Here is a 12786-nt window from a genome sequence, read left to right on the forward strand (position 1 = left end):
ACGGTCGGCGCACAGGAGGTGAAAGCATGTCCGACGAGGACATCTTGTTGCGAATGCAGGGAATCACCAAGACCTTCGGTCCGGTCAAGGCCCTGTCCAATGTCGACATGGATGTGCGCAAGGGCGAAATCCATGCCATCTGCGGGGAAAACGGGGCCGGCAAGTCAACCCTGATGAATGTGCTGTCCGGGGTCTACCCTCATGGCAGCTATACCGGCGAAATCCTGTTCGACGGCAAGCCATGCCGCTACCGGACCATCAATGATTCGGAGGACGACGGCATCGTCATCATCCACCAGGAGCTGGCGCTGAGCCCTTTCCTGTCCATCGCCGAGAACATCTTCCTGGGCAATGAGCAGGCCCACAATGGCGTCATGGACTGGGACACGACCAGGGCCAAGGCCTCGCGTCTGTTGGAGCGTGTGGGGCTGGACGAGAAACCCGACACCAGGGTCATGGACCTTGGAGTGGGCAAGCAGCAGCTGGTGGAGATCGCCAAGGCGCTGTCCAAGCACGTCAGGCTGCTGATTCTGGATGAACCTACAGCCGCCTTGAACGACGATGATTCCGATCATCTGCTGGATCTGGTCAGACAGCTGCGTGACCAGCAGGGAGTGACCAGCATCCTCATTACCCACAAGCTGGGCGAGGTGGGGCAGATTGCGGATGGGGTGACCATTCTACGGGATGGCTCCACGGTGGGCGGTATGCGAATCGACCAAGACCACCCGCTGGATCAGGATCTGCTCATCCAGAAGATGGTCGGCCGCGAGCTGACCAACCTCTATCCCGAGCACGTGCCGCACATCGGCAAGGAGGTGCTCAAGGTCAGCGATTGGACCGTCCACCATCCGCAGGATCCCTCACGCACCGTGGTCGATCATGCCAATCTGGTGGTTCACCAGGGTGAGATCGTCGGACTGGCGGGACTCATGGGTGCGGGCCGCACCGAGATGGCCATGAGCATCTTCGGTCGGTCCTATGGCAGCCACATCAGCGGCAGGATCGAGATGCATGGCCGTCAGGTCGAGCTGCCGAACGTCCAGTCGGCCATCGATTCGGGCCTGGCCTACGCCACTGAGGACCGCAAGGTCTTCGGACTCAACCTGCTGCAGAACATCAGGGAAAACGCCTCCTTGGCCTCGCTCAAGAAAATGAGCCGTCATGGAGTCATGAACGAGAACCTGGAGAGGGCACGGGTGGAGGAGTACCGCAAGGACTTCAACATCAAGTGCAGCAACATCGATGTGCCCGTCTCCACCCTTTCCGGCGGCAACCAGCAAAAGGTCGTGCTGGCCAAGTGGGTGATCTCGGATCCTGATGTGCTCATCCTGGACGAGCCCACCCGAGGCATTGATGTGGGAGCCAAATACGAGATCTACGAGATCATCGACCGGCTGGTCGACCAGGGCAAGGCTGTGGTGGTCATCTCCTCTGAATTGCCCGAGCTGATCGGCATCTGTGACCGGATTTATACGGTCAGCCAGGGGGTCATCACCAACGACGTGGAGCGCCGGGACTTCTCGCAGGAGTATCTGATGAAGGGCATGACCCAGGAAAAGAAGGGAGTGGCAGCCAGATGAGCTCGCCCAACAGCAACAAGAGCACCGCCCAGGCGGTGGAACAAGAACAGGCAGGACCTGGCATTCTGGCCTCCCTGGCCAGCAACGCCCGGCAGTATGGCATCGTCGGCGCTCTGGTGGTCATCGTGGTCGTCTTCGAAATACTGACCAAGGGGGTGCTGCTCAAACCCAACAGCTTCGTCTCGCTGATCCAGCAGAACGCCTACGTGATCATCCTGGCCATCGGCATGGTCATGGTCATCATCGCCACCCACATTGATCTGTCGGTGGGATCGCTGGTGGCCTTCATCGGAGGCGTGTGCGCCATCCTCATGGAACATATGGGGGTCAATTGGATCGTGGCCATCGGCCTTTCCCTGATCGTGGGTCTGCTGATCGGCATCTGGCAGGGCTTCTGGGTAGCCGTCATCGGCATTCCAGGATTTATCACCACCCTGGCCGGCATGCTGATCTTCCGTGGTCTGGCCACGGTCATCGTCGGCGAGTCCGTGCCCATTACCTCCGCGCAGTTCAGGGGGATCGCCCGTGACTACCTGCCCAACATCCTGGGATGGTGGGGCCCCTTCGACGGCCTGACCGTGGTGCTGGGCCTGATCTGCATCCTGGCATACGCCTGGTCGCAGATTGCCCGCCGCCGCAAGACCCTGGCTGTAGGTCTGGTTCCCGAGCCCAAGGCCCTGATGACCGGCAAGATCATCGTGGCCGCAGTCGTCATCCTCTTCGTGACCTACCTGCTGGCCTCCTCCGGCAATGAGAACCAGGGCGGGACGCCCATAATGCTGGTCATCGTGGCCGTGTTGGTCCTGATCTACAACTTCATCCTCACCAGGACCGTCTTCGGCCGGCATGTCTACGCAGTGGGCGGCAACCGCAAGGCTGCCGTGCTCTCGGGCATCAACGCCAAGCGGGTGGACTTCACGCTCTTCGTCCACATGGGCTTCCTGTCGGCTGTGGCAGCCATCTGCATGCTTTCACGACTGGCCTCGGCCACCGCCCAGGCTGGTATGGAGTTCGAAATGGACGCCATCGCATCCTGCTTCATCGGCGGCACGGCTGTCACCGGCGGCATCGGCACCATTCCCGGGGCGGTCGTCGGAGCCTTCGTCATGGGTGTGATCAACCAGGGACTGTCCATCATGGGCGTGGACACGGCCATCGTCAAGACCATCAAGGGGCTGGTGCTCCTGCTGGCCGTGGCTATCGACGTCATGTCCAAGCGCCGCAAGAGCTAACCAATTATCGGTATGAGAGACGGGCACTTGCCGTCCCTCATGCCGATCAACCATCTTTGGAACATCGGTACAAAGGAGCACAATCGTGCGTATCACCGGCAAGGCTCGTTCTCGGATGTATGGCCTGACTGCTGCGGCCTGCGCCATCTGGCTGGTCCAATCCCTGGCTGAGGCTGTGCGGGACGGCAGCCTGCTGACCTGGCCCACACTGATCTTCTCCGTGTGCTTAGCCGTCGTCACCGTATACTGCGCCGTCTGCGCCTTCCGGGAGGGCCGCAAGGGCTGACGACCCGTTCCCCCTATAATGCCTGTACCGGCCCCGTGGATGTCAGTGTCGTTGCGGGCCCGAGGAAAGGCAGGGGATGACTCATGGCAGATTCGGCGCAACCGACCACTTCGACCCTGATACACCTCGGGCTGCACGACCTGGACAAGGCCCGGGTCCGGCTGGATCGGCTTGCCCGTCTGGTTGACGATCAGGAGCTGGAGCAAACCCTGGTCCAGAGCCTCGACCAGGCCTGCGATCCGGACGAAGCCCTTGCTGGGCTGATACGAATCCTGGAGCAGTACCCGCAGGTAGTCCGGCCTGATTTTCTGGCCGGATCCCCGCAGGAAAACCGAGAAGGCGCCCAGTCGCTGATCCGGGTGCTGGGGGCCTCGGAGGCCATGGGTCGGCTGATGCGCTCGCGGCCGGAGCTGGTAGAGGCGGCAGCCATCGACCCCGACCACCTGGCTGACTGCCCGGCGGAAACCAGGCGGAAGCGGGTCATGGACGCCTTGGACAGGGTGGATGCCAATGCTGACGCTGTGCCCTCGCTGGCAGCCTACGCCGATGCACTGCGGTCCGAATACCGGCTGCAGCTGGCTGCCGTCATGGCCCGTGACCTGGCAGCCGAGGATCCCCTGGAGCCGGAGCCGGCAATCAGCCGGGCCCTGTCCGACATGGCTGACGCTGCGCTGCAAGGGGCTCTGAGCATTGCCTGCCGGCAGGTTCCCAATGCCGATTCATGCCGTCTGTCCGTCATTGGCATGGGCAAGCTGGGCGCCCAGGAACTCAACTACGTATCCGATGTGGATCTCATGTACTTGGTGGAGCCGGCATCGGGGGCGGGTTCTCACGTGACCGATCCCATCGTCGTGGGCACTGCCATGGCCGTCCTCCTGCAGCGGGTCTGCCAGGCGGTCATCCCCGGATCGACCGAGCCGCCGCTTTGGAAGGTCGATACTGCCCTGCGGCCCGAGGGACGTGACGGCCCCTTGGTGCGCCGTCTGGCCTCTTACGCCGACTACTATGCCCAGTGGGCTGAGAACTGGGAATTCCAGGCCCTGCTCAAGGCCCGTCCTGTCGCTGGCGACAAGGCCCTGGGACAGGACTATTCGGCCATGGTTGAGCCCCTGGTCTGGGGTGCCTGTCAGCGTCCCAACTTCGTCTACGACTGCCAGCGGATGCGCCAGCGGGTGGAACGGCTGATACCCGAGGACCGCAAGGAGCGCGAAATCAAGCTGGGTCAGGGGGGACTGCGGGACGTGGAATTCACCGTCCAGATGCTCCAGCTGGTTCACGGCTCCAGCGACCCCGATCTGCGTTGCCCGGCGACCCTGGATGCTCTGCAGGCACTGGCCCAGGGTGGCTACATCTCTGCCAAGCATGGCGACCAGCTGGATCATGACTATCGGTTCGAGCGGGTCATGGAGCATCGTCTGCAGATGTGGCAGCTGCGGCGCACCCACCTCTTTCCGAAAATCAACCGTTCAGGCACCCTCGGCCAGCGGCCGCCCAGTCTGGAGGAGCTGGAGAGCAACCGCGATCTGCGGCGGCTGGCCCGGGCCTTCGGTATGCATGCCGACCAGATGCTGGCCCAATACCAGGCCACCAGAATCGAAGTCCGCAACCTTCACCAGGCCATCTACTTCCGTCCCATGCTGCCCATCAACGCCCAGGTGGACGAGGACGAGGTCAGCCTGCGCCCCCAGGCGGCCCGCGCCAGGTTCGCCTCCATCGGCTTTGCCGACCCTGATGCAGCCATTCGCCACGTCACGGCCCTGACCACAGGGGTCACCCGATCGGCGCGGATCAACCGTATTCTTATGCCCGCCGTTCTCCAGTGGCTGGGGGAGGGACAGGATCCGGACATGGGACTTCTTGGCTGGCGAACCCTGGAGGAGCACTTCGGCGGCAAGAGCACCTACCTGGGCTTCCTGCGGGACTCCACCTCGGCCGCCCGCCGCCTCTGCCATGTGCTGTCCAACTCCCGATATCTTTCAGGCGCCCTGGCCCGGTCCGTCCAGTCAGTGACCTGGCTGGGCCATGACCAGGATATGATCCCTCGTGATCGAGCCACCCTGGACAAACGCGCCGCAGCCTATCGGACCCGCCATGCGGACTCATTGGAGGAGTTCGCCACCGCAGTGCGGGCCATGCGCCGCCAAGAGATCGAGCGGATCGGGCTGGGCTGGATGAGCGGGGTGGACGATCAGCAGGCCTGCCTGGCGGGCATGTCCGATGTCTACGATGCGGCCATCAATGCCGCCCTGGACTGGGCCGTGGACCACCGTTCGGAACAGGCTGGCGCGCCAGCCGATCTGGCCGTGATCGGCATGGGTCGCTACGGGGGCAGGGAGGTCAACTTCAACTCGGATGCCGACATCATGCTGATCTACCGTCCGGCCTCGGGCGCCGGCCAGGACCAGGCGGCGGAATTCGCGCGTGGGGTAATCGCCGACCTGCGGGCCGTCCTGGCTGGACGGGCCAGTCTGGAGCCCGGCATCGACCTGGATTTCGACCTGCGTCCCGAAGGACGCCAGGGGCCTCTGGTGCGTTCCCTGGACTCCTACCAGCGCTACTACCGCGAATGGTCGGAGACCTGGGAGCATCAGGCCCTGATCCGGGCCAGATTCGCAGCTGGAGACGCCGGCTTGGCCAAGGACTTTCTGGAGGGTACAGCCGATCCGCTGCGCTACCCTCAGCAGCCGCCCAACGAGGAAGAGCTGGGGCAGATTCGCCGGCTCAAGGCGCGGATGGAGGCCGAGCGGCTGCCGCGCGGCGTGCGCCGGGACCGACACCTGAAGCTGGGCCGGGGAGGGCTTTCTGACGTGGAATGGACGGTGCAGCTCCTCCAGCTGCGTCACGCCCACGACCTGCCTGAGCTGCAGGTCACCGGTACGCTGACAGCCCTGGATGCCTTGGAGGCGGCGGGTCTCATAGAAGCCAAGGATGCCAAGGCCCTGCGCCGCAGCTGGGTGCTCTGCACGGCAGCCCGCAACGCCAACTTCCTCTGGTCCGGAAGGGTATCCCAGGCGGACATCCTGCCTGACGACGGGCAGGTGCTGGGAGGCATCGCGGTCTGCCTGGGCTACCCGGCCCACCGGGGCCAGCACTTCGTCAACGAGCTGCTGGCTGCCATGCGCCGCTGCAGGCAGGTCATGGAACGGCTCTTCTACGGCGGCTGACCCTGGGTCCATCCGGGGTCGTATGCTTGTTCAGGTCACATAAGGTGGCCACCTTGAGGAAGGTGAGCCGTTGTCCCAACAAGTTGATCACGCATCCAACACCTCTTCCGCCGCCGTTCCCCTTCGTGGGCGAAGTGTGGTAACCCTCGACGACATTCCCATGACCCAGATCCTGGATCTGCTGGATCGGGCGGCCTACATCGACACCCATCGCCGCCAGGTGGCCCATACCTGCGACGGCCGGGTCCTGGCCACGCTCTTCTACGAACCTAGCACCCGCACCCGGCTCAGCTTCGAGACGGCCATGCTCCGTCTGGGCGGCCAGGTCATCGGATTCGCCGGCGCCCAGCTGGCCAGCGTCTCCAAGGGGGAGTCCATCAGCGACACCCTGAAGACAGTCTCCAACTACGCCGACATCGTGGCCATCCGCCATCCCAAGGAGGGTGCCGCCCTGGTGGCCTCGCAGGCAGCCACGGTCCCGGTCATCAACGCCGGCGACGGCGGGCACATGCACCCCACCCAGACTCTGACCGACCTGGCCACCATCCGCGCCCGCAAGGGTCGGCTGAACCACCTGACCATCGGCCTGTGCGGGGATCTGACCTTCGGCCGCACCGTCCACTCCCTGATCACCACCCTCTGCCGCCTGGGCCACGTGGACTTCGTCCTGATCAGCCCCGACGAGCTGCGTACCCCCGAATACGTCCTGGAGAGAATCCGCTCCTCGGCCGACTGCACCTATCGGGAGACCGGGGACCTGAACGGGGTCATCGGCGACCTGGACGTGCTCTACATGACCCGTGTCCAGCAGGAGCGCTTCTTCAACGAGGACGACTACCTGCGCCTGCGCGACACCTACATTCTCAATGCCGACAAGCTTCGGGCTGCGCGACCCGACATGGCCATCCTCCACCCGCTGCCCAGGGTCAACGAAATCGCCGTGGAGGTGGACGATGATCCGCGTGCGGCCTACTTCCAGCAGGTCCGCAATGGCATGCTGGTCAGAATGGCCCTGGAGAGCGCCCTGCTGGGTGACGAGCTGCCCGGTTACCGCAAGCAGAAGGAGGTGGCCGCATGAAGGTCACCAGCATTGTTGATGGCATCATTATCGACCACGTTCGTGCGGGCACAGCCCTGAAGGTCTTGCACTACCTGCGCGTGGATCCGTCGCAGACCCGGCTGGCCCTGATCATGAACACGGACAGCCGCAAGTACGGGTCCAAGGACATCATCAAGATCGAGCAGACCGGGGATCTGGATCTGACTGCCCTGGGATTCATCGCCCCCGAGGCCACCGTGGACGTGGTCCGGCAGGGCAGGATCGTCAGCAAGCATCAGCCTGACCGCCCCAGCCATCTGGTCAACGTCATCACCTGCGTCAATCCCCGTTGTGTGACCACGGTGGAGACCGGCGTGGACCAGCGCTTCCACCTGGACGCTGCCGGGGTCTACCGCTGCGACTACTGCGACGAGAAGGCTGAAGACTGACATGCGGCTGCTGGGGTTGACTGATTGGCGCAGCGGCAAGGCGGTCGATCTGGTGCTTCCCCAGGCCGTCGACAGTGCGCTGATCGACGAGACCGGTGCCATGTCAGCAGGGGCGGATCAGATAGACGCCTCGGGGCTGGTGCTGGCTCCGGCCCTGGTCGACCCGCACGTCCACCTGCGTGACCCTGGCCAGACCGACAAGGAGGACATGGTCACCGGCACCGCTGCCGCAGCGGCTGGAGGCTATGGGCTGATACTGCTCATGCCCAACACCCAGCCTGCCATGGACGGCCGAGCGCGGATGGCCGACGGGCGCACGGTCATCGACTATCTGGAATCCTATGAGCGGGACCATGGGCTGCACCTGCCGGTGGACTACGCCCTGTGCGTGGCGGCCACCATGGACCGGGCAGGCCGTCAGGCCTCAAACCCAGATGACTGGTCGGAGCATCTGCCTGGCCACGGATGGGCCCACCCTGTAGTGGCCATCAGCGATGACGGCTCGGCCGTGACCGATCAGACCTTGGAGGCTGTGGCCGCCAACTCCCGGGAATTCGACCTGCCCATCCTGGATCACTGTGAGCACCACGAGCACGGTCAGGTCAACCTCGGAGCCGTCAGCCGCCAACTGGGGCTGGAGGGGATTCCCGCCTCGACCGAGACCGCCATCATCAATCGCGACATCGCCCTGGCGGAACGCACCGGCACCAGGGTGCATCTGCAGCATGTCAGCACTGCCGAAGGATTCGAGGCCGTCCGCCGCGCCAAGGCCCGTGGGCTGCCGGTCACCTGCGAGACCGCGCCCCACTATCTGGCTCTCTGCGACGAGGATCTGCTGCGTTGCGGCAGCATGGCCAAGATGAATCCCCCGCTGCGCTCCCGCGCCGACCAACAGGCGGCCCTGGAGGCCGTGGCCGACGGCACTGTGGACATGATCGCCACCGACCACGCCCCCCACACTGCCGCTGAGAAGGCGCTGGGGCTCAAGGATGCCCCCAACGGCATCATCGGCCTGGAGACTGCCTACGCGGTCTGCAACCAGGTTCTGGTCACAAGCGGACTCATCGGCCACGACCGCCTGATAGAGCTCATGTCCCTGGCCCCGGCCGAGCTCATGGGCATGCGGCGGCTCCTGCCCGAAGACCTGCCCTCGCGCAAGGCCAACACTGGTCACCTTCAGCTGGAGGTCGATCAGCGCAGCGAGGCCGGCCAGCCGCCTGCCGACCTGGCCATCTTGGACACTGAGGCCAAGTGGGAGGTTGATCCCAGCCGCTTCCACTCCAAGGCGAGGAACACCCCCTTCGCCGGCGCGGAACTGGCCGGACGGGTCATGGCCACCATCAAGGAGGGGCTCCTGGTCTTCTCCCGCCTGCCTGCAAGCCGCGTCATCACCAGGGAAAGGAACCGAGCATGGACCGACTGACCGCGCTCATTCAGGACAAGCACAATCCGACGGTGGTCGGCCTGGATCCGCGACCGGAACTGCTGCCCAGCCAGTTGATCGACCAGGCCAGGCAGCGCGCCGCCGGGAGCATGGACCAGATGGGCCTGGACCCCAAGGACCCGCAGCAGAACCAGGGCGAGCAGGCTCAGGCCGTCTGGGCGGACCACCTGGCCCGGGCCTATCTGCGCTTCAACCTGGCCATCCTGGAGGGCGTGGCCGACCTGGTGCCTGCAGTCAAACCTCAGATCGCCATGTACGAGGCCCTGGGACCCTGGGGCATCAGGGCCTACACCGGCACCTGCCGGGCCGCAGCCGACCGTGGTCTCTACGTCATCGGGGATGTCAAACGCGGGGACATCGGCTCAACAGCCGAGGCCTACGCCGCCCACCTGGACGGGCTTCCCCTGCCCTTCGCCCCGGGGCAGGCAGTGGACGGGTCGGCCCGAACAGGCGGGAGGTTCCCCTGGTACGAGGATGCCCTGACCATCAACGTCTACCTGGGCTCCGACGGGGTGGAACCCTTCCTGCAAGCGGCCGAGCACATCCAAGGCGACCTCTTCGCCCTGGTGCGCACCTCCAACCCCTCGGGCAGCCAGATCCAGGAGCTGGGCCTGGATGCGGACTCAGGCGGCGGCACCATCTATCAGCGTCTGGGCGACCTGGTCGAATCCTGGGGGCAGCCCTCCATGGGCCAATCGGGCTACTCCCGGCTTGGAGCCGTGGTCGGCGCCACCCATCCCGAGGACGGCGCTCTGCTGCGCCGGGCCATGCCCCACACCTTCTTCCTGGTCCCCGGCTACGGAGCCCAGGGCGGTTCGGCGACAGACGTGGCACCCATGTTCGACCGGTCCGGCGGCGGCGCTGTGGTCAATTCCTCCCGGGGGATCATCGCAGCCTGGCGGAAGGATCCGGACTACAGTCCGCAGCTCAGCGTCCAGGCGGCCCTGGGCATGGTCACCCGCGACGCCCGCCAAGCCGCGCAGGCCATGAAGGACGATCTCAATCAGGCGATCAAGGAGGCCCGATGAAACCCAACCTCTTCATATCCACCAGCCAGGTGGAGGAGCAGGCCCAAGAGGCAGGTCGGCTGCCCGGACGGCGTACCGCCCAGGTCACCGGCATGGAGCCTCTGGACCGGCAGGTCTGGCGGATGACCATCCGCGACCCCTACCTGGCAGCCCACGCCCCGGCTGGAGCCTTCATCAACCTCTACTCGGCCGACCGCATGACCATGATGCCCAGGCCTTTCGGCATCAGCCGCGTCCTGGAGGGCGAGCAGATTGAGATCATCTTCGCCGTGGTGGGCCAGGGGACCGATGAGTTCTCCCGTCTGCAGCCAGGCATGGCTGTGGACCTGCTGGGGCCCCTGGGCCATGGCTTCGATCTGGGGAAGCCTGCTGACTATCTGCTGGTGGGCGGCGGTCTGGGCGTCCCCCCGCTGATCCGAGCAGCCCAGTGCCTGCAAGGCCGGTCCGGTGTGCGCACCACAGCCCTGCTGGGCTATAGGGACCACCGGTTCGCCGATGCCATCATGGGCTCGCTGACCGACCGGCTGGAGTCCATCGACAATGCCTCCGGGGATGTCATCACCCTTCTGGACCGAGTTCGCGGCGACATCGATCCCGGGCGAACCATCATCCTGACCTGCGGACCCCTGCCCATGATGCGGGCCGTGGCCGCCTGGGCCCGCCAGACCGGCCTGCCTGCCCAGTGCTGCATGGAGTCCCGGATGGGGTGCGGCTATGGCACCTGCGTGGCCTGCGTGGTCGACACCGTGGACGGCAGGCTCAAGGTCTGCAAGGACGGCCCGGTCTTTGCCGCCGACCGTCTGATCTGGGATGCAGGCGAGGCCAAGAAGGAGGCACGATGAGCGGGCTGACAATCATGGACCCTCTGGAGCCGCACACCTGGCGGCATGGCACGGTTGTGGCCGGCATGCCCTGGAAGAACCCGGTGGGCACGGCCTCGGGCACCTTCAACCTGGATGCCTGTGGGGGCTATTACGACGTCTCCCAAATGGGCGCCATCTCCACCAAGGGGGTTTCGCCGGTGCCCTGGGAAGGCAACCCCACGCCCAGGACCGCCGAGAGCCCAGCCGGCATGGTCAACTCCGTGGGCCTGCAGAACCCGGGCGTGGACCATTACCTGGTGGACGAACTGCCCAGGCTCAAGGCCCTGGGAGCCAACGTGGTCACCAATGTGGCCGGCCACAGCGACGAGGACTATGCCACAGTCGTGGAACGGCTGGCCGACTCCCCGGCTGACATGCTGGAGATCAACGTCTCCTGCCCCAACGTCTCACATGGTGGAATGTCCGTAGGCACCGACGCCAAGGCCCTGAACCGGCTGATCACCAGGCTGCGGGGTCTGACCGACAAGCCCATGGTGGTCAAGCTGACCCCCAACGTCACCGATATCGTGGAAGTGGCCAAGGCGGCCGTCGATGGGGGAGCGGATGCCCTCAGCCTGATCAACACCCTGGTGGGCATGCGCATCGACATCAACACAGGCAGGCCCATCCTGGCCCAGGGCACCGGCGGCGTCTCCGGCCCCTGCATCCTGCCCATAGCCCTGTCCTTCGTCTGGCGGGTGCGCCAGGCACTGCCCGAGGTTCCCATCATCGGCATCGGGGGCATCGACTCGGGACGAACGGCCTTGGAATTCCTCTATGCCGGAGCCAACGCCGTGGAGGTCGGGGCTGCGGCCCTGGTGGATCCTGTGGCGCCCATGAGGGTGGCCCGGGAGCTGGACGATCTGTTGGACGAGCGGCCCAAGCTGGCCGATTTGCTCAGGAAAGGGGAGTGCTGGCGATGAGCGCATCCGCAGCAGAACACACGGCCGAGCATGACGGGGATGACCAGGAGCAGACCCGCCGCATCCAGGAGGGTTTCACCAGCTTCCTACTCCAGAGCGGGGCCCTCAAGTTCGGTGACTTCACCCTGAAGTCGGGGCGGCGCTCGCCCTACTTCATCAACGCAGGAGCCTTCAATGACGGACGGCTGATCGCCCTGCTGGGGGAGTTCTACGCCAGGACCATCGTGCAGGCGGTAAAGCGGGGGACCCTGCCCGCCGACATCGACACGGTATTCGGTCCGGCCTACAAGGGGATCCCCCTGGCCGTCTCCACCGCCATCGCCCTGAGCGGGGCGCACGGCATGCCGGTTGGCTACACCTTTGACCGCAAGGAGGTCAAGGACCATGGCGACGGAGGGCTCATGGTCGGCACCCAGCTCAGGGATGGCATGAGGGTGCTGCTGGTGGATGACGTCATGACTGCCGGGACCGCGGTGCGCCAGGTGGTGCCCAAGATCATGTCCCAGGCCAAGGTGACCATCGTCGGCCTGGTGCTCTCCGTGGACCGGATGGAGCGCACTGGACAGGGCCAGGGCTCGGCTGTCGAATCCATCATGGACGAATTCCACTTCCCGGTCATCAGCATCGTCAACGTACGTCAGATCTTCGATGCGGCTGCCTCTATGAAGGGCCCGGACGGGTCGCCCATTCTGGATCAGAGCACCGCCGATGCCGCCAGAGACTACTTGGAGCGCTATGGGGCCTGAGCAAGTGACCAGCTCATATCGGCGCACAT

Annotated in this window: 11 protein-coding genes; all 11 read left to right on the top strand. The window is 65.0% G+C overall.

Annotated features, from left to right (window positions below; all coding sequences use genetic code 11):
- Positions 1-26 precede the first annotated feature (26 nt).
- The 11 genes from AC0AII_RS04000 (at position 27) to pyrE (ending at position 12757) form a co-directional block, all read left to right on the top strand.
- Entirely contained in the window at positions 27-1583 is a 1557-nt protein-coding gene (locus AC0AII_RS04000; protein WP_024627986.1) for a sugar ABC transporter ATP-binding protein, read from the top strand.
- Complete coding sequence (mmsB, locus tag AC0AII_RS04005) at positions 1580-2815, top strand: multiple monosaccharide ABC transporter permease (protein ID WP_024627987.1); 1236 nt, start codon at positions 1580-1582, stop codon at positions 2813-2815. The genes AC0AII_RS04000 and mmsB overlap by 4 nt, the downstream gene beginning before the upstream one ends.
- 85 nt (positions 2816-2900) lie before the next feature.
- Positions 2901-3101 carry a hypothetical protein gene (locus tag AC0AII_RS04010; RefSeq protein ID WP_024627988.1) on the top strand — a complete coding sequence of 67 codons (201 nt, stop codon included), beginning with the start codon at positions 2901-2903 and terminating at the stop codon, positions 3099-3101.
- 83 nt (positions 3102-3184) lie between these two features.
- A complete protein-coding gene (locus AC0AII_RS04015; RefSeq protein WP_490446216.1) occupies positions 3185-6265 on the top strand; it encodes a bifunctional [glutamine synthetase] adenylyltransferase/[glutamine synthetase]-adenylyl-L-tyrosine phosphorylase in 3081 nt (1026 codons plus the stop codon).
- Positions 6266-6335: 70 nt separating this feature from the next.
- Positions 6336-7343: an aspartate carbamoyltransferase gene (gene pyrB, locus AC0AII_RS04020; RefSeq protein WP_490446217.1), complete on the top strand. Its 1008-nt coding sequence runs from the start codon at positions 6336-6338 to the stop codon at positions 7341-7343.
- Complete coding sequence (locus AC0AII_RS04025; RefSeq protein ID WP_024627991.1) at positions 7340-7753, top strand: aspartate carbamoyltransferase regulatory subunit; 414 nt, start codon at positions 7340-7342, stop codon at positions 7751-7753. The genes pyrB and AC0AII_RS04025 overlap by 4 nt, the downstream gene beginning before the upstream one ends.
- 1 nt (position 7754) lies before the next feature.
- The gene (locus AC0AII_RS04030; protein ID WP_490446218.1) at positions 7755-9176 is read left to right on the top strand and encodes a dihydroorotase; all 1422 of its coding nucleotides are present in this window, start codon (positions 7755-7757) and stop codon (positions 9174-9176) included.
- On the top strand, positions 9164-10225 hold the full coding sequence (gene pyrF, locus AC0AII_RS04035; protein WP_490446219.1) for an orotidine-5'-phosphate decarboxylase: 1062 nt from the start codon (positions 9164-9166) through the stop codon (positions 10223-10225). The genes AC0AII_RS04030 and pyrF overlap by 13 nt, the downstream gene beginning before the upstream one ends.
- Positions 10222-11067 (top strand): dihydroorotate dehydrogenase electron transfer subunit, encoded by an 846-nt coding sequence (locus AC0AII_RS04040; protein WP_490446220.1) that lies wholly within the window; start codon positions 10222-10224, stop codon positions 11065-11067. Before pyrF ends, AC0AII_RS04040 begins: the two co-directional genes overlap by 4 nt.
- Entirely contained in the window at positions 11064-12011 is a 948-nt protein-coding gene (locus AC0AII_RS04045; RefSeq protein ID WP_490446221.1) for a dihydroorotate dehydrogenase, read from the top strand. Before AC0AII_RS04040 ends, AC0AII_RS04045 begins: the two co-directional genes overlap by 4 nt.
- Positions 12008-12757: an orotate phosphoribosyltransferase gene (gene pyrE / locus AC0AII_RS04050; RefSeq protein WP_490446222.1), complete on the top strand. Its 750-nt coding sequence runs from the start codon at positions 12008-12010 to the stop codon at positions 12755-12757. Before AC0AII_RS04045 ends, pyrE begins: the two co-directional genes overlap by 4 nt.
- The last annotated feature ends 29 nt before the right edge of the window (positions 12758-12786 follow it).

Source organism: Bifidobacterium sp. VU/mBH4 (B4) (assembly GCF_058199535.1).

Excerpts from the sequence above, each read along its gene's own strand:
- AC0AII_RS04000 (WP_024627986.1), top strand. The coding sequence starts at position 27 with ATGTCCGACGAGGACATCTTGTTGCGAATGCAGGGAATCACCAAGACC.
- mmsB (WP_024627987.1), top strand. The coding sequence starts at position 1,580 with ATGAGCTCGCCCAACAGCAACAAGAGCACCGCCCAGGCGGTGGAACAA.
- AC0AII_RS04015 (WP_490446216.1), top strand. The coding sequence starts at position 3,185 with ATGGCAGATTCGGCGCAACCGACCACTTCGACCCTGATACACCTCGGG.
- AC0AII_RS04025 (WP_024627991.1), top strand. The coding sequence starts at position 7,340 with ATGAAGGTCACCAGCATTGTTGATGGCATCATTATCGACCACGTTCGT.
- AC0AII_RS04030 (WP_490446218.1), top strand. The coding sequence starts at position 7,755 with ATGCGGCTGCTGGGGTTGACTGATTGGCGCAGCGGCAAGGCGGTCGAT.
- pyrF (WP_490446219.1), top strand. The coding sequence starts at position 9,164 with ATGGACCGACTGACCGCGCTCATTCAGGACAAGCACAATCCGACGGTG.
- AC0AII_RS04040 (WP_490446220.1), top strand. The coding sequence starts at position 10,222 with ATGAAACCCAACCTCTTCATATCCACCAGCCAGGTGGAGGAGCAGGCC.
- AC0AII_RS04045 (WP_490446221.1), top strand. The coding sequence starts at position 11,064 with ATGAGCGGGCTGACAATCATGGACCCTCTGGAGCCGCACACCTGGCGG.
- pyrE (WP_490446222.1), top strand. The coding sequence starts at position 12,008 with ATGAGCGCATCCGCAGCAGAACACACGGCCGAGCATGACGGGGATGAC.